Annotated in this window: 13 protein-coding genes; 7 read left to right on the top strand and 6 right to left on the bottom strand. The window is 72.8% G+C overall.

Going from position 1 to position 15940, the window contains the following annotated elements; translation table 11 throughout:
- Window positions 1-114 precede the first annotated feature (114 nt).
- The 5 genes from mmpB to AC0680_RS21155 all read left to right on the top strand — a co-directional run bounded on the left by mmpB (window position 115) and on the right by AC0680_RS21155 (window position 4087).
- Window positions 115-243: a morphogenic membrane protein MmpB gene (gene mmpB / locus AC0680_RS21175; RefSeq protein ID WP_468985634.1), complete on the top strand. Its 129-nt coding sequence runs from the start codon at window positions 115-117 to the stop codon at window positions 241-243.
- A gap of 196 nt (window positions 244-439) precedes the next feature.
- Window positions 440-1924 carry a peptidoglycan D,D-transpeptidase FtsI family protein gene (locus AC0680_RS21170; RefSeq protein WP_478630897.1) on the top strand — a complete coding sequence of 495 codons (1485 nt, stop codon included), beginning with the start codon at window positions 440-442 and terminating at the stop codon, window positions 1922-1924.
- A gap of 35 nt (window positions 1925-1959) precedes the next feature.
- Window positions 1960-2595, top strand: a complete 636-nt coding sequence (locus AC0680_RS21165) for a nucleoside triphosphate pyrophosphatase (protein ID WP_384492200.1) — start codon at window positions 1960-1962, stop codon at window positions 2593-2595.
- A 20-nt stretch (window positions 2596-2615) separates the two neighbouring features.
- Entirely contained in the window at window positions 2616-3446 is an 831-nt protein-coding gene (locus AC0680_RS21160; RefSeq protein ID WP_478630894.1) for an MOSC domain-containing protein, read from the top strand.
- 71 nt (window positions 3447-3517) lie between these two features.
- Window positions 3518-4087, top strand: a complete 570-nt coding sequence (locus tag AC0680_RS21155) for a DJ-1/PfpI family protein (protein WP_478630892.1) — start codon at window positions 3518-3520, stop codon at window positions 4085-4087.
- A gap of 44 nt (window positions 4088-4131) precedes the next feature.
- On the opposite strand, the gene AC0680_RS21150 is transcribed toward AC0680_RS21155, so the two are convergent.
- From AC0680_RS21150 to AC0680_RS21135, 4 genes are all read right to left on the bottom strand, one after another.
- Window positions 4132-6279, bottom strand: a complete 2148-nt coding sequence (locus tag AC0680_RS21150; RefSeq protein WP_478630889.1) for a protein kinase domain-containing protein — start codon at window positions 6277-6279, stop codon at window positions 4132-4134.
- 63 nt (window positions 6280-6342) lie between these two features.
- Window positions 6343-8562 carry a protein kinase domain-containing protein gene (locus AC0680_RS21145; RefSeq protein ID WP_478630887.1) on the bottom strand — a complete coding sequence of 740 codons (2220 nt, stop codon included), beginning with the start codon at window positions 8560-8562 and terminating at the stop codon, window positions 6343-6345.
- A 7-nt stretch (window positions 8563-8569) separates the two neighbouring features.
- Complete coding sequence (locus AC0680_RS21140) at window positions 8570-9511, bottom strand: protein kinase family protein (RefSeq protein ID WP_478630885.1); 942 nt, start codon at window positions 9509-9511, stop codon at window positions 8570-8572.
- A 148-nt stretch (window positions 9512-9659) separates the two neighbouring features.
- Window positions 9660-10127: a hypothetical protein gene (locus AC0680_RS21135; RefSeq protein WP_478630883.1), complete on the bottom strand. Its 468-nt coding sequence runs from the start codon at window positions 10125-10127 to the stop codon at window positions 9660-9662.
- Between the two features lie 435 nt (window positions 10128-10562).
- Here AC0680_RS21135 and AC0680_RS21130 point away from each other — a divergent pair, with 435 nt between their 5' ends.
- A complete protein-coding gene (locus AC0680_RS21130) occupies window positions 10563-12332 on the top strand; it encodes an acetyl/propionyl/methylcrotonyl-CoA carboxylase subunit alpha (protein ID WP_478630880.1) in 1770 nt (589 codons plus the stop codon).
- Window positions 12333-12431: 99 nt separating this feature from the next.
- On the opposite strand, the gene AC0680_RS21125 is transcribed toward AC0680_RS21130, so the two are convergent.
- Window positions 12432-13616 carry an alpha/beta hydrolase gene (locus tag AC0680_RS21125; protein ID WP_478630877.1) on the bottom strand — a complete coding sequence of 395 codons (1185 nt, stop codon included), beginning with the start codon at window positions 13614-13616 and terminating at the stop codon, window positions 12432-12434.
- A 350-nt stretch (window positions 13617-13966) separates the two neighbouring features.
- Between AC0680_RS21125 and AC0680_RS21120 the strand changes: the two genes are divergently transcribed.
- Window positions 13967-14614, top strand: a complete 648-nt coding sequence (locus AC0680_RS21120) for a TetR/AcrR family transcriptional regulator (protein WP_478630874.1) — start codon at window positions 13967-13969, stop codon at window positions 14612-14614.
- 58 nt (window positions 14615-14672) lie between these two features.
- On the opposite strand, the gene AC0680_RS21115 is transcribed toward AC0680_RS21120, so the two are convergent.
- Window positions 14673-15662: a DeoR/GlpR family DNA-binding transcription regulator gene (locus AC0680_RS21115; protein WP_478630871.1), complete on the bottom strand. Its 990-nt coding sequence runs from the start codon at window positions 15660-15662 to the stop codon at window positions 14673-14675.
- Window positions 15663-15940: the final 278 nt, after the last annotated feature.

The raw sequence follows: 15940 nt of genomic DNA, 5'->3' as shown, positions 1-15940 counted from the left end.
CCCTCCCCCTTTCTCTCCTGTTTCGTCGTCTCTCCCCCCCCCCCCCCCCCCCCCCCCCCCCCCCCCCCCCCCCCCCCCCCCCCCCCGCGGGCGCGACGGGCACAGGATCGATACATGCTGTGGTCCGACCCGCCCGATGAGCCGCCCGAGGAGCTGCGTGATGTGCAGGCCAAGCTCCGCCGGATGGGCATCGTGCTGGCCGTGGCCGTGGTGGTGCTGATGTTCCTGCTCTCGGGGAGATGAACCGGCGCCGCACCGCTGCCGCGGGCCGCTGCCGTCCGCTGTTCCCGTGCCGGGCGAGGCGACCCTCACAGTTCCCGTCTGCAACCGCAGCCGCCGGAATCTCATCTTTCACTCTCGAAGAGCCGCAATTCGGGCGTAGCGCGGTCGGGGCGCCGATCCGCCCGGGCCGGCGCAGCCGATGGGGAGTGGGAGAGCGATGAACAGGCCGCTGAGGCACATAGCCGTCTTCTGCGGGGCGCTGGTACTGGCCCTGCTGGCCCGCGCGACCTGGGTCCAGTTCGTCCAGGCCGACGAGCTGGCCAACGACCCCAACAACCGCCGGGTGAAGATCGAGGCGTTCTCCTACCCCCGCGGCAACATCATCGTCGGCGGACAGCCGATCACCGGCTCCGTGACGACCTCCGGAGACTTCAAGTACAAGCGGACGTACAAGGACGGCCCGATGTACGCCCCGGTCACCGGCTTCGCCTCGCAGGCCCAGGGCACGACCTTCCTGGAGGGCATCTACAACAAGGTGCTCAGCGGCAAGGACGACCGGCTCGCGCTCAAGCGCGCCAAGGACATCCTGACCGGTGAGAAGCCGCGCGGCGGCGATGTGATCACCACCATCGACCCCAAGGCGCAGAAGGCCGCCTACAAGGGCCTGACCGACCTCAACGCCAAGGGCGCGGTGGTCGCCCTCGACCCGCGCAACGGCAAGGTCCTCGCGCTGGCCTCCACCCCCTCCTACGACCCGTCGGTCTTCGCCGGCATCTCCAACTCCGAGAGCCGGAAGTTCAAGGCGCTGGACGACGACAAGGCCAAGCCGCTGAGCAACCGGGCGCTGCGCGAGACCTACGCCCCCGGCTCCACCTTCAAGATCCTCACCGCGGCCGCCGCACTGGAGCACGGCGTGGTCAGCGACATCGACGCCCCCTCGGGCGCCCCCGCCCCCTACCAGCTGCCGCTGAGCTCGACGAAGATCGGCAACGACGTCGCGGGCGCGCCCTGCGACAAGGCCTCCCTCAAGACCGGCATGCAGTGGTCGTGCAACAACGTCTTCCTCGACACCGCGCTGAAGGTCGGCAAGGACAAGATGCGCGAGACCGCGGAGAAGTTCGGCTTCAACTCCGACGTCTACGACAAGGACTTCGGCGACATGCTGGCCACCAAGAGCCTGTACCCGGACAAGCTCGACAAGCCGCAGACCGCGCTGACCGGCATGGGCCAGGGCAGCCTGACCAGCACGCCGATGCAGATGGCGATGGTGGCCGCGGCGCTCGCCAACGACGGCAAGCTGATGATGCCGCACATCGTCGACGAGGTCCGCGGCTCCGACCTGTCGACGATCGAGAAGATCGAGCCGAAGGTGAAGTCCCAGGCCGTCTCCGCCGACACCGCGAAGAAGGTGCAGGAGATGATGGAGTACACCGTCGAGAAGGGCACCGCGGACAAGGCCAAGATCGACGGCGTGACGGTCGGCGGCAAGACCGGCACCGCCCAGCACGGCGCCAACGTCAACGACGAGCGCCCCTACGCCTGGTTCGTCTCCTACGCCAAGCAGAGCGACGGCTCCTCCCCGGTGGCGGTCGCCGTCTTCGTCGACCCCAAGGACATGGACATCCCCCGGGAGGAGATCGCCGGTGGCAAGCTCGGCGGCCCGATCGCCAAGAAGGTGATGGAGGCGGTCCTGGGCAAGTAGTCCGCCCGCGCCCCGGCCGTCCCCGGCTCCGTACGATGGCGCCCATGACCGAAGAGCAGCCCCACTCCCCCGCCCGCCCCCGCCGCCTCGTCCTCGCCTCCCAGTCCCCGGCCCGGCTGGCCCTGCTGCGCCAGGCCGGGCTGGCGCCCGAGGTCATCGTCAGCGGCGTCGACGAGGACGCGCTGACCGCGGCCACGCCCGGCGAGCTGGCCCGTGTCCTGGCCGAGGCGAAGGCCGCGGCCGTCGCCGCCCGCCCGGAGGCCGCGGGCGCACTGGTCGTCGGCTGCGACTCGGTCCTGGAGCTGGACGGCCGGGCGCTCGGCAAGCCCGCCGACGCCGAGGACGCCACCGCCCGCTGGAAGTCCATGCGGGGCCGCTCCGGCGTCCTGCAGACCGGCCACTGCGTCATCGACACCGCCACCGGCCGCGAGGTGTCCGCCACCGCCTCCACCACGGTCCGCTTCGGCGAGCCCACGGACGACGAGATCGCCGCGTACGTCGCCAGCGGCGAGCCGCTCTTCGTCGCCGGCGCCTTCACCCTCGACGGCCGCTCCGCCCCCTTCATCGACGGCATCGACGGCGACCCCGGCAACGTCATCGGCCTGTCCCTGCCGCTGCTGCGCCGGCTGCTGGCGGACCTGGACGTGGCGATCACCCAGCTGTGGACCTGAGGCACCCATAGGCTGCCCGCATGGCAACCGTCGTCGAACTGATCAGCTACCCCGTCAAGGGCTGCGCCGGCACTCCGGCGGCCTCGGCGGAGCTCACCCGGGCCGGCCTCGCCCACGACCGCAGTTTCATGGTCGTCGGCGAGGACGGCGTCTTCCGCAGCCAGCGCACCGCCCCCGCCCTCGCGGTCATACGCCCCGAGGTCGGCCCCCAGGGCAGCGAACTCACCCTGTCCGCACCGGGAATCGCTCCCCTGACGTACGAGATCGTCTACGGCGCCGGGTCCGCGGCCCGGTCCGACGTCGAGATGTTCGGCGCGCCCTACCGCGCCGTCGACCAGGGCGAGGCCGCGGCCGGCTGGCTGTCCGAGGTGCTCGGCACGCCCAGCCGGCTCGTCCGGGTACCGCCGGAGCACGACCGGATCACCGACGGCCACACCCCCGGCACCTCCGGCTTCGCCGACAGCAGCCCCGTCCACGTCCTGTCGCTGGCCTCCCTCGCCGACCTCAACGCCCGTATCACCGCCGCCGGACGCGCCCCGGTCCCGATGGAGCGCTTCCGGCCGAACATCGTCGTCGACGGATGGCACGAACCGCAGACCGAGGACCGGGCCCGCAAGATCACCGTCGGCGACGGCGAACTGGGCTTCGCCAAGCTCGCCGTCCGCTGCGCCGTCACCCTCGTCGACCAGCGCACCGGCACCAAGGCCGGCCCCGAGCCGCTGCGGACCCTGGCCTCCTACCGCCGCGTCCCCGAAGGCGGCGTCGCCTTCGGCTCCAAGTTCTCCGTGCTGCGCACCGGAAAGCTCACCGTCGGCGATGCATTCAACGTCACGGCGTGGGGAACCGATTGATCCGATACGGCCTGATCGACCGGATCAGCCCGATCACACCGGTCCGCCCTGCCCCACGAGGAGTGCGCAGCATGCCCAAGATCCTGCTCATCGCCGGCGACGCCACCGAGGACCTGGAGTTCTTCTACCCCTACCAGCGGCTGCTGGAGGAGGGCTACGAGGTCCAGATCGCCGCCCCGTCGCGCAAGAAGCTGCAGTTCGTCGTGCACGACTTCGTCGACAACTTCGACACCTACATCGAACGCCAGGGCCACTCCTGGCCGTCCGACCTCGCCCTGTCCGAGGTCGACCCGGCCGACTACACCGGGCTGGTCCTCCCGGGCGGCCGGGCTCCCGAGTACCTGCGCAACGACGCCGACTACCGCCGCGTCGTCACCCACTTCTTCGACGCCGACAAGCCCGTCGCCCACATCTGCCACGCGGCCACCACCCTCGCCCCCCTCGGCGTCCTCAAGGGCCGCCGTACCGCCGCCTACCCGGCCTGCGCACCGGACGTGGAGATGGGCGGCGGCGAGTTCGTCGACGACTCGGCGGTGGTCGACGGCAAGGTCGTCTCCGCCCGCGCCTGGCCCGACCACCCGGACTGGATGCGGGCGTTCCTGCGCGTGCTGCGCGAGGAGGCACCCGTAGCGGGCAGGTGAGTTGCGGCAGCGGTCCGGCCCCGGCGGCACCGGGGCCGGGGCGTTCAGAACACCGGCAGGGCGTACAGCGACCGGTCGTTCATGACGAACACCCGGTTGCCGTCGGCCACCAGCCACTGGCGTTCGGCCTCGGGGAGCTTGTACGTCCAGACCGGGTAGCCGTGCGCCGCGTCCATCGCGTTGACCTCGTGGAAACCGTCGCCTTCGATCGTCCACAGGCCCTGCCCCTGGACGACCACGGGTACGTCGATGTTCGACGCCCCGCGCAGCTGGAAGACGTCGCCGCCGTCGCTGAGCCGCCACTTCTGGGGCAGCGAGGACTTCGAGTCGGCATACGCCAGGTGCGTGGCGTACAGACCGTCCGCGGTGGCGGTCACCGGACTCCACCGTGTGTAGATCTCCTCGCCCCGGGCTCCTGGCGGGCTCGACAGGGCGCGCTTCCTGACCGTCCACTTCTCCTTGCCGTCGGTGATCCTGCGGGCGGTCATGGTCGTGCCGTTGAGGTAGACCACGCTGCCGTGGCAGGCGGGGCGGACGAAGGAGTCGGACTGGTCGCGCAGGTCCCACTTGCGGCGGCCGTTCGCGGTGTCCACGGCGAGTACGTCGCCGTCGGTGGTGCCGAGCACCAGCCGGCCGTGGGCGGTGACACCGGGCGGGTTGACCTTGGTGCGGAAGGGCTCGTCGATGGGCGCCGTCCACCGCACCCTCGCGTCCGAGCGCCCCACCGCGCGCAACCGGTGGTCCTTGGTCACGAGGTACACCGCCTCGTCGTCGGCGGCCAGCAGTTGCTCGGCGTCGGCGTCGGCGGTCCAGCGGGGTTCGCCGGTGGAGGCGACGAAGGTGCGGAGGGTGCCGCCGGTGTCGACGGCGGCTATCAGGCGGTCGGAGAGGGAGAGGTAGCGGCCGGTCGCCTTGATGTCGCCGACGGCCCAACGGCGTTTGCCGTCCACCACGTTGTGGGCCGCGATCCCGCCGCCGGCCGCGCCGAAGACGATGACGTCCCGTACGGGCAGCGGCGCCGGGGTCTGGGCGTCGAGCACCTCGATCGGGCCCCAGAGTTCCTTCGGCGACCCGCCGACGATGAAGTCGCCGTCGTCCGCGTTCAGCACGTGCGCCGTCGGGGTCTGCACGGCCGGCGGGAAGGCGAAGAGGTCGGTCTTCCTCTTCGCCGTCGGGGTGCCGGTGGGCGGCCACAGGGCGACGGCCGCGCCGCCGCCCGCCGCGAGGACCACTCCGCCCGCGGCCAGGCCCATCAGGAGCCGGCGCCGGGTCACCGGGTTCGGGGAGCCGGCGGCCTCCCCCGCGATCAGCGTGGTCAGCTCGTGGATCCGGGACTCCCGCTCCTTGATCGCGGCGGCCACCTGACCGCGCCGCCAGGCCCGTTCGGCGCCCTTGGGCGCGGCGAAGGCCGCGGCGATCTGGGCGGGCGTGGGGCGGGCGGCCGGGTCCTTGGCGAGGCAGGGGGCGATGAGCGGCCGCAGCTGCTCCGGGACGCCGTCGAGGTCGGGCTCGTCGTGGACGACCTTGTACTGGAGGGCGGCGATATGGGTGGCGTCGAACGCGCGGTGGCCGGTGGCCGCGTACACCAGGACCGCGCCGAGGGAGAAGACGTCGGCGGGGGAGGCGACCCGGCGGCCCAGGACCTGTTCGGGAGCGCCGTAGCCGGGGGTCACCGGGACCTGCCCGGTGGTGGTCAAGGTGAGGCCGTGCTCCGGGCGGGCGATACCGAAGTCGATGACGCGCGGTCCGGTCGAGGTCAGGACGATGTTCGGGGGCTTGAGGTCGCGGTGGATCAGGCCCGTGGCGTGGATGTCCCCCAGCGTGCGGGCGATCGAGGAGGCCAGGGCGCGTACGGCCACGTCGTCGAACGGGCCGTACGCCTCGACGGCCTCGTCGAGGGTCGGTCCGGCCAGGAACTCGGTGGCGATCCACGGGCGGCCGCCCTCGGTCTGCGCGCCGAGCACCCGCGCGACGCCCTTGCTGGTCACGGCCTGCGCCGCCTGCGCCTCGCGGACGAAGCGCTGGACGAGGTTGGTCTCGCCGGTGAGTTCGGGCCGGAGCACCTTGACCGCGGCGACGGTGCCTTCGGCGTCCTGCCCGACGTAGACCTTGCCCATTCCGCCTTCGCCGAGCACGCCGAGCAGGCGGTACGGGCCGAGGCGGAGCGGGTCGCCGGTGCCGAGGGGGTTCATGGTCGCGGCTTTCTGCGGAGGTGTGGGTGTTCGAGGGGCCGGGTTGCCTGTGTGGCCGCGGCTCTACTGGAGGGGGAAGCCGGCGAGGAAGTGCTCGCCCGACGCCATGATCATCTTGCTCTGCTCGACGGCGGTGAAGCGGTCCCCGTTGGCCTTGTAGAGGCGGGCGGTGGTGCGCGAGGCGAGGTCGATCGCCCGCAGCGCCCCCTCGCTCTTGCTGTACGTGTAGGCGTACCGGGAGCCGATGAGGGGGCGGGAGGCCAGGGACGCCTGCGCGCCGTCGCCGCCCTTCTCCGCCCAGCGCGGCTTCCCGCCGGCGGCGTCGGTCCCGACGAGGCCGAGGCCCTTCTGCACCGCGTAGACCACGCCGTCCTTCAGGACCGGCGGCCCGTAGCTCTTGCCCGGGGCCGACTCCCACGCCTGCCCGCCGTCGCTCAGCCGCAGCGCCCGCAGCCGTCCGGTGCCCAGGTACAGGTGCTTGCCGTCGGCCGTCAGCGGGTGGTGCGCGGCGGCCGGCTTCACGTCCCAGGGCTTGTCCCAGACGACCTTGCCGGTGCGGATGTTCCGGGCGACGATGCGGACCTTGCCGTCGTTCGTCTCCTGAAGCAGCAGCAGGCGGTCGCCGACGACCTTGGCGGCGAGGAAGTGCCACTGGTCGGACTTCGCCGACCGGAACGGCAGCTGCTCCGTCCACGGCCGGCGCGCCGAGGTGAGGTCCACGGCGGTCACGGCCCAGGGGATCTGCCGCTGGTACATCTTGACCTTGCCCTGGGAGACGGCCAGGTAGGCGGTGTCGCCGGCGACCGCCAGCAACTGGCTGTCGATGCCGCCGAAGTTCGCGTCGGTGATCTCGGCGAGGTGCTTGCCGGCCTTGCCCGTGGCGAGGTCGACGCGGGCGAGGAACCGGTCGACGTCGCGCGGGATCCCGCTGTTGGCGTCGTCGTAGTGCGCGACCTTGACGTTCTGGTAGAGGCGCTCGCCGTCCGAGGCGACCTGCCAGGTGCCGTCGATGTCGGCGGTCCACTTCACGGCGCCGGACGCCGGGTCCATCCGGTAGATCTGGGTGTTGCCCACCACGACGGGCACGCCCCCGACCACGAAGGGGGCGTCGGGTGACTCGTCGTCATAGGTGCCGCCGTTCTGGATCTGCCACACCGAGTCCAGCTTTTTCTTCTTCAGCGCGCTGACGCTCGGACCGGGCGTCGGCTTCTCGTACGGCCCCGTGGGATCCGGCGCGGACCCGCCCCGCCCCAGCCACGCCCAGACACCGGCCCCGGCCAGGCCGAGCGCCGACCCCGCGCCGGCCATCAGCAGCCCCCGGCGGGACAGGCCCCGCGCGGCGGGCGCCTCCGCCGCCGGTACGGTCGCCGGCTGGTCGGCCGGCGCGGGCAGCCGCTGCGGCACGACCTGCCAGACCTCGCCCGCCCGCCGTCCGATCTCCGCGAGCACCGCGTCCGGCAGCAGGTCGGCGAACTCGCCGCCGCCGTCGTGCAGCTGGGCGGACAGCTCGGCGGTGGTCGGACGCTGGGCGGGGTCCTTGGCCAGGCAGCGGGCCAGGATCGGGGCGAGGGCGGCGGGGGTTCCGGTGAGGTCGGGTTCGCCGTAGGTGACCCGGTACAGCAGGTCCGCGGGCCGCCCGTCGCCGAAGGGGCCGTGGCCGGTGGCGGCGAAGACCAGCACCCCGGCGAGCGCGAAGACGTCCCCGGCCGGGGTGTGTTCCCCGCCGGCCGCCTGCTCCGGCGACATGAACGCGGGGGTGCCGACCGCGGCGCCCGTGTGGGTCAGCCGGTCGTCGCCCAGCGCGCGGGCGATACCGAAGTCGATGACCTTCGGGCCGTGGGCGGTGACCATGATGTTCGACGGTTTGAGGTCGCGGTGCACGACGTCGGAGTGGTGCAGCTGGCCCAGCGCGGCGCACAGTGCCGCACCCAGGGCCCGTACGGATGCCTCGGGCAGGGGACCGGCCAGCTCCACCGCGTCGTCCAGCGGCGGGCCGAGGACGTACTCGGTGGCGATCCAGGGGGTTTCGGCGAGCGGATCGGCCTCGACGACCTGGGCGCCGTGGCGTGGGCCGATGACCCGGGCGGCGTCCGCCTCCAGCCGGAACCGGGTGCGGAAGGCGGTCTCGGTGGCGATCCGGGCGTGCATGGTCTTGACCGCCACGGTCCGGCCGCCCGGCGAGCGCGCCAGGTAGACGGTGCCCATGCCGCCGCTGCCCAGCCGGGCGATGAGGCGGTAGGGGCCGAAGCCGTGCGGGTCGTCGTGGGTCAGGGGGGAGGGCATGGCGGCATTAGTCCTGGCGTGCGGCGGGCGGAGGCGGGAGGGTCGCGGCGAGCAGCCCGGCCGACTGGCGGGCCAGGGCCGCGATGATCCGGCCGGGCAGCCAGCCGGGGCCGAGCGCCGCGGCGGCCCGCTCGACGGGGTTGCCGGCGGTGTCGGGGCCCGCTCCGGGGTGCGCGGCGATCGGGCTGAGCGCGTCCAGCAGCTCGGCCGGGCGGGGCCGGGCGGCCGGGTCCCGGGACAGGCAGGCCGTGATGACGGACCGCAGGGCGGCCGGCAGTTCCTCCCGTTCCGGCACGGTGTGGCCGGTCGCGGCGTAGGCGAGGGTCGCGCCCAGGGCGTAGACGTCGCCCGCCGGCTGCGGGTGCCCGCCGCCGGCCTGCTCCGGCGGCAGGCTCCCGGACTCCAGGCCCGGCAGCCCGGAGCGCGCGGTGCCGTCGGCGGCCGCGGCGCGTACCGCCCCGAAGCAGGTGAGCCGGGGCCCGTCCGCCGCCAGCAGTACGGCCGCGGGCGAGACTCCGGCGTGGCTCAGCCCCTGCCCGTGGCCGATGATCAAGGTCTCCACGAGGGCGGCGCCCAGGGCCCGCACGGTGCGTTCGGGCAGCGGGCCGCCGTGTACGGCGAGGGCGGACGGCAGCGGGAGCACCGGGAGGTAGGGGCGGGCGTGCCAGGCGGCGTCACCGGGCGCGGCCAGCTCTGCGACCGGGGCGGACCACGGTCCGAGCAGATAGCGGGAGGCCTCCGCCTCGGCCAGGAACCGGCCGGGGTCGGCCCCCTCGAGCGGCAGCCCGATCAGGACCGTGCGGTCGCCGTCCGCGCTCCGCCCGATGAACCGCCGCTCGGGTACGGGTACCGGGGACGCCTCGTCGTCCAGCCGGCCCAGCACCGTGTACGGGCCGATCGAGACCGGCGCGCCCGTTCGCGCTCCGGCACCGGCAACTGACGCCTGCATGCGCACCATCCCCCGTCGACGACACAGCGCGCAGAGCCTAACCCGGGCGTGTCGCGGGTCCTCAGGGGGTGTCGACCGGGGCCGGGGAGCGGGGAGTTCGGGCGAGGGGCGGGTGCCGGAGCGGGTGCGGGTCCGGGTGCGGGTGCTTTCAGACCGTGCCGGGCGCCGCCGCCGGCGGCCCGTTCGGAGCGCCCTCGGGGCCCGCGTCGCCCTCCTGGCGGCTACGGCCCTCCCCGTACGCCACCAGCGTCAGCACGATCAGCCCCAGCACGACGCTCATCGCGAGGAAGGCGACCCAGCCGACCAGGCCGACGGCGAAGGCGCCCAGCAGACCGTGGACCACGGCGGCGCTGATCAGGGCGATACGGGCGAAGCCGCCCGGGGCGCGGTCGCGCACCGCGGTGCGGATGAGGAGGGCGGCGCAGAACAGGAGATAGAGCCCGAAGAGGATGCCGCCTATCCAGGAGCCGGCGGACATCGCGCGGGGCTGCAGACCGGCCAGCGACATCTGCTGCCGGTCCACGACGATGCTCAGGATCCAGTTGAGCAGCACGATCCCGAAGGCCTCCAGGACCAGTACCACCGCCGCGGCCGCCGCCACGGGTCGTCGTGCCATCACCCCGCCCACCCACTTCCGGAAGACATCCGTTACCGCGAGTACAAAGACATCGGGCACGCTACTAATGGGTAACAGCCAGGGCAAGGGTTCTGCGCGAGTGGGTGCGGACATCTGCGGGCGACGGTCCGGCGGCACGCCGACGGACGGAGCCGGCGGCAAAGTTTTCTTCGCCCATTCGTAGGGACTCCACAAAGAATTGACGATCCGCTGGATCCCGAAAGTTCGAGACCTAGGCCACACCGCGTCTCACGCCGGAGCCCGTGTATCCGGGCCTACCCTGGGATACCAGGGGACTTAGGCCCCTCACTGGCGCTCCGGGCACACTCCGTGTGGGAAAGCTCACCCCAGGGAACGGGTCGGCACGCGGTGTCGCCAGTCCCTAAAATCGCCGCATCCCTATTGATGCGGCGAAGCGCCAAGGAAGGACCCATCGTGCGCAAGGTGCTCATCGCCAACCGTGGCGAAATCGCTGTTCGCGTTGCCCGTGCATGCCGGGACGCGGGGATCGGCAGCGTAGCCGTCTACGCCGACCCCGACCGGGACGCTCTGCACGTACGCGCGGCGGACGAGGCTTACGCCCTGGGCGGTGACACTCCTGCCACCAGTTACCTGGACATCGCCAAGGTCCTGGCAGCCGCCGCCGATTCGGGCGCGGACGCCATCCACCCCGGCTACGGCTTCCTCTCCGAGAACGCAGAGTTCGCCCAGGCCGTCCTGGACGCGGGGCTGACCTGGATCGGCCCTCCCCCGCATGCCATCCGCGACCTCGGTGACAAGGTCGCGGCCCGGCACATCGCCCAGCGCGCCGGTGCGCCGCTGGTCGCCGGCACCCCCGACCCGGTCTCCGGCGCGGAGGAGGTCGTGGCCTTCGCCAAGGAGCACGGCCTGCCGATCGCGATCAAGGCGGCCTTCGGAGGCGGCGGCCGCGGCCTGAAGGTCGCCCGCACCCTCGACGAGGTCCCCGAGCTGTACGACTCGGCCGTCCGTGAGGCGGTCGCCGCCTTCGGCCGCGGCGAGTGCTTCGTCGAGCGCTACCTGGACCGCCCCCGGCACGTCGAGACCCAGTGCCTGGCCGACAAGCACGGCAACGTGGTCGTGGTCTCCACCCGTGACTGCTCGCTGCAGCGCCGCCACCAGAAGCTGGTGGAGGAGGCCCCCGCGCCGTTCCTGACGGACGAGCAGAACGCCGAGCTGTACCGCGCGTCCAAGGCCATCCTCAAGGAGGCCGGCTACGAGGGCGCCGGCACCTGCGAGTTCCTCGTCGGCCAGGACGGCACGATCTCCTTCCTGGAGGTCAACACCCGCCTCCAGGTCGAGCACCCGGTCACCGAGGAGGTCACCGGCCTGGACCTGGTCCGCGAGATGTTCCGGATCGCCGACGGCGAGGAGCTCGGCTACGACGACCCGGCGGTGCGCGGCCACTCCTTCGAGTTCCGCATCAACGGTGAGGACCCGGGCCGCAACTTCCTGCCGGCGCCCGGCACGGTCACCCGCTTCGACGGCCCCAGCGGCCCCGGCGTCCGCCTGGACGCGGGCGTGGAGTCCGGCTCGGTCATCGGCCCGGCCTGGGACTCCCTGCTGGCCAAGCTGATCGTCACCGGCGCCACCCGCGCGCAGGCCCTGCAGCGCGCCGCCCGTGCGCTGGCGGAGTTCCAGGTGGAGGGCATGGCCACGGCCATCCCGTTCCACCGCACGGTCGTCAAGGACCCGGCGTTCGCCCCCGAACTGACCGGCTCCGCGGACCCGTTCACCGTCCACACCCGCTGGATCGAGACCGAGTTCGTCAACGAGATCGCGCCGTTCGCCGCGCCCGGTGCGGAGGAGGCCGAGACCGACACCCGCGAGACGGTCGTCGTCGAGGTCGGCGGCAAGCGCCTGGAGGTCTCGCTGCCGTCCTCGCTCGGCATGCCGCTGGCCCGCGCCGCGGTCGCCGGTGGCGCCAAGCCCAAGCGCAAGGCGGCCAAGAAGGCCGGCAGCGCCGCCTCCGGCGACGCGCTCGCCTCGCCGATGCAGGGCACCATCGTCAAGGTCGCCGTCGAGGAGGGCCAGCAGGTCACCGAGGGCGAGCTGGTCGTCGTCCTGGAGGCGATGAAGATGGAGCAGCCGCTGAACGCGCACCGCTCCGGCACCATCAAGGGCCTGACCGCCGAGGTCGGCGCGGCGCTCACGTCCGGCGCGGTGATCTGCGAGATCAAGGACTGACCCGGTAGTTCCGAAACCTTCGAGGGGCTCGTGGCGGTGGACCGCCGCGAGCCCCTCGAACGTGTCCGGGACCTTCCCGCGCCGCAGTCGGCGCACCCGCTACGAGTTGCCCACCACGTCCTCCGGGAACGTCAGCCGCTTGCCCATCCACTCCAGCGCGGAGGGCACCTCGCGCCGCCAGGTGGCGAAGTTGTGGCTGCCGTGGTCCAGGACGACGGCGTCGGCCTTCATCGGCGGCCGCACGGCGGCCAGGAAGGCCTGCGCCGCCGGGTAGTTCTTCTCGCCCGTACGGCTCGTGCCCACCAGGACGCTCACCTGCGGGGCCGGCAGGTGCCGCAGCCGCCACAGCAGATCGTGCTCCTGGCGGCGGCGCACCCGGTCCCGGCCGTCGCCGAAGAGGTCGCCGGTCGTGGGGTCGTTGCTGACCTTGTAGTCGGGCGAGAGGGCGGCCGCCGCGGTGTAGGTGCGGTCGTGCCGCATGGCGAGCTGGAGGGCGCAGGAGCCGCCCGAGGAGTAGCCCAGCACGCCCCAGCCGCCGGGGTCGTGGCCGATCCGGTAGTGCGACTTCAGGGCGTCGGGAACGTCGCGGGCGAAGAAGGTCTCGGCCTGCGGGCCGCCGGGCACGTCGACGCACTGGGTGTCGCGCGGCGGCGCGATGGTGGGCCGCAGCATCACGATGACGGTCGGCTGCATCCGGCCGGCGCGGATCAGCCCGGCGGCGGTCTGCGGCAGCCGCAGATGCTGGGCCAACAGGAACGTACCGCCCGGGTAGCCGCTGAGCGCGACGATGACGGGGAAGCGCTGGCGGGCGTACTGCGGCTGGAAGTACTGCGGCGGCAGATAGACATAGGCCGGGTCCACCGCCCGGGTCCGCTTGCCGACGATCCGTACCGCCTCGACCTTGCCCGCCTGGTCCGGCGGGCCCTTCGGCAGGCCGTGCACCTTGTCCAGGCCGTCCGGGCCCGAGGTCTGGACCAGGCCCTTGGACGGGTCGCCGGCCGGGCCGGCCATACCGCCGTCACCCCACTTCCCGGCGGCGGCCGGCGCGTCGTCGTACAGGCCGAGCAGTTCGTGCCAGGAGCCGTAGAACTGGAAGTTGGCGTTCACCGCGAGGCCCAGCGCCGCCACGATGGTCAGCTGGGTGGCGGCGATCGAGCCGAGCCGCCCCAGCAGCGCCCGCGGCCCGCGCCCGGCGAACCGCGGCCACAGCCAGAGCGTGAGTCCTACGCAGACCACGGCGACCGCGGCCATGGCGTACAACAGCGACCGGCTGGTCAGTCCCATGACGTTTTCCCCAGATGTCCGGCGCCGTGCGCCGCTCCCCGGCGGCCTGGCACGGCGTCTTCCCGGGTCTCCGGAACAGCCCGGAAGACCTCATTGCGCCAGGTTTGATGTCTCTTGACGGCGCAGCGTTGCGGCCCGCCCGAGGTGTTCGACCGCGCGACCACCGCGGTACGCCGCAACTTCACGCCCAGGCCGCCGGCCGTCCACCGGGCCGGGCGCGGGAGCACCCCCGGGACAACAGGAGGGCACCTCCGGCATTCCTTGCATACCGCACCGGATCACCCCGCGATCGGGCAATGGCATCCTGGATCCACCGGGCCGCAAACCGGCCGGGTCGAGGAAGGACGGCGATGGCGACGGAGACGGCAGGGCAGCAGCGGCAGACGGCGCGGGGTCCGATGGCGGCCGCACCGGCGCGGGCACATGACGTGCGCCCCATGCGGGCCGACGCGCGCCGCAATTACGAACGGCTGCTGACCGAGGCCCGGACGGCCTTCACCGAACACGGCACGGACACCTCGCTGGAGGACATCGCACGCCGCGCCGGTGTCGGTATCGGCACCCTCTACCGGCACTTCCCCAACCGCACCGCCCTGATGGGCGCGGTCTTCCAGAGCGAGGTGGAGGCCCTGCTGGCGTACGCCGGCCAGCTGGCCGACGCACCCCAGCCGTGCGCCGCGCTGGTCGACTGGCTGCGTGCGATCATCACCCACGCCAGTACCTACCGCGGACTGTCGCGGGCCCTGATGACCGCCTCGGCGGACGAGAGTTCGGGCATGGCGCGGTGCAGCGTGCCGATGCGGGAGGCCGGCGGCGCGCTGCTGGCTCGCGCCCAGCAGGCCGGGGCGGTGCGCCCGGATGTGAGCATCGGCGATCTGATGCAGCTGACCAACGGCATCGCGCTGGCCGTCGAGGAGTCCCCGGACGATCCGAAGCTCGCCGATCGGCTGCTGAGGCTCACCCTGCGCGGGCTGAAGCCGGAGAACGGCTCCGGCTGAGAAGGCGCGCGCCGGCAGGGTGCCTTCCCCGGGCCCGGCCGCCCGCCCCGGCAGCCGCTCAGCGTCGCCGTGGCGCCAGATCGGCGACCCGGCCGCCTCCCGGTGACTCGCTCAACGACGCCGCCGAGCGCAGCTGCGGCGCACCGCCCGTGGCACCCGGCGCATGGCTGCGCCGCTGCCCCGGCAGCGGGACGTCCCGCCGCGGGCCTCTGCGGTCGCCGGCGGCACCGTCCAGGCCCGGCTGGCCCGCCGCGTGCCCCGCGGCCGGACCGCCGGCGACGGCGATCTGCACCCCCTGGTCGGCCAGCGCCTGGAGTTCGGTGGCGGCGCGGTCGTCGTGGGCCGGTGGCTCGTCCGTGACCAGGCGGGTGATCACGTCCGTCGGCACGGTCTGGAACATCGTGTCGGAGCCGAGCTTGGTGTGGTCGGCGAGCACCACCACCTCCCCCGCCGCCTGGACCAGCGCCCGGTCGACGCTGGCGGAGAGCATGTTGGAGGTGGACAGGCCGCGCTCGGCGGTCAGCCCGCTGCCCGACAGGAAGGCGCGGGAGACCCGCAGGCCCTGGAGGGACTGTTCGGCACCGCTGCCGACCAGTGCGTAGTTGGAGCCGCGCAGGGTGCCGCCGGTCATCACGACCTCGACGCGGTTGGCATGGGCCAACGCCTGGGCGACGAGCAGGGAGTTGGTGACGACGGTGAGTCCGGGGACCCGGGCGAGCCGGCGGGCCAGCTCCTGGGTGGTCGTTCCCGCGCCGACGACAATGGCCTCGCCCTCTTCGACGAAGCCGGCCGCGAGATCGGCGATGGCCGTTTTCTCCGCGGTCGCTAGATGGGATTTCTGCGGGAATCCGGATTCCCTGGTAAAACCTCCCGGCAGGACCGCACCGCCGTGCCGGCGGTCGAGCAGTCCCTCTGCCTCCAGCGCCCGCACATCCCGCCGTACGGTTACTTCGGAGGTCTGGACGACGCGGGCGAGCTCCCGGAGCGAAACCGCTCCGTTGGCGCGCACCATTTCAAGGATCAATTGGCGACGTTCTGCAGCGAACACGAAACTGACAGTAACGCCAACGACCGTCTGTTTTCAGCAGGTTGCACCAATTAACGGAAGTTGTTCACAGCGTGCAGCCCGACGTGGTATGCGGCGCGCATATGTCGCGCATACGTCGAACTGCCGCGCGGCGCCGCGCGCTTGCTGCCTGGTCAGCCGCCCTGGCGGCCGGTGGGGGGGGGGGGGGGGAAGAACGAACGGAGGAGAAGACGCGAGGGAGAAAGTTTCCCCCCAATGTCCCCTGGGGGGGAAAAGGGTCCCCCCTCCACGGGGGAACG

The organism is Streptomyces sp. NPDC043738, assembly GCF_056436545.1.
Note: the sequence above shows the minus strand (reverse complement) of the source record. Positions and strands in the feature narration are given on the sequence as shown.

Bases quoted from the DNA above. Each gene is read 5' to 3' on its own strand.
- AC0680_RS21160 (WP_478630894.1), top strand. From the start codon at position 2,616: ATGGCAACCGTCGTCGAACTGATCAGCTACCCCGTCAAGGGCTGCGCC.
- AC0680_RS21120 (WP_478630874.1), top strand. From the start codon at position 13,967: ATGGCGACGGAGACGGCAGGGCAGCAGCGGCAGACGGCGCGGGGTCCG.
- mmpB (WP_468985634.1), top strand. From the start codon at position 115: ATGCTGTGGTCCGACCCGCCCGATGAGCCGCCCGAGGAGCTGCGTGAT.
- AC0680_RS21150 (WP_478630889.1), bottom strand. From the start codon at position 6,279: ATGAACCCCCTCGGCACCGGCGACCCGCTCCGCCTCGGCCCGTACCGC.
- AC0680_RS21125 (WP_478630877.1), bottom strand. From the start codon at position 13,616: ATGGGACTGACCAGCCGGTCGCTGTTGTACGCCATGGCCGCGGTCGCC.
- AC0680_RS21165 (WP_384492200.1), top strand. From the start codon at position 1,960: ATGGCGCCCATGACCGAAGAGCAGCCCCACTCCCCCGCCCGCCCCCGC.
- AC0680_RS21155 (WP_478630892.1), top strand. From the start codon at position 3,518: ATGCCCAAGATCCTGCTCATCGCCGGCGACGCCACCGAGGACCTGGAG.
- AC0680_RS21140 (WP_478630885.1), bottom strand. From the start codon at position 9,511: ATGCAGGCGTCAGTTGCCGGTGCCGGAGCGCGAACGGGCGCGCCGGTC.
- AC0680_RS21170 (WP_478630897.1), top strand. From the start codon at position 440: ATGAACAGGCCGCTGAGGCACATAGCCGTCTTCTGCGGGGCGCTGGTA.
- AC0680_RS21135 (WP_478630883.1), bottom strand. From the start codon at position 10,127: ATGGCACGACGACCCGTGGCGGCGGCCGCGGCGGTGGTACTGGTCCTG.
- AC0680_RS21145 (WP_478630887.1), bottom strand. From the start codon at position 8,562: ATGCCCTCCCCCCTGACCCACGACGACCCGCACGGCTTCGGCCCCTAC.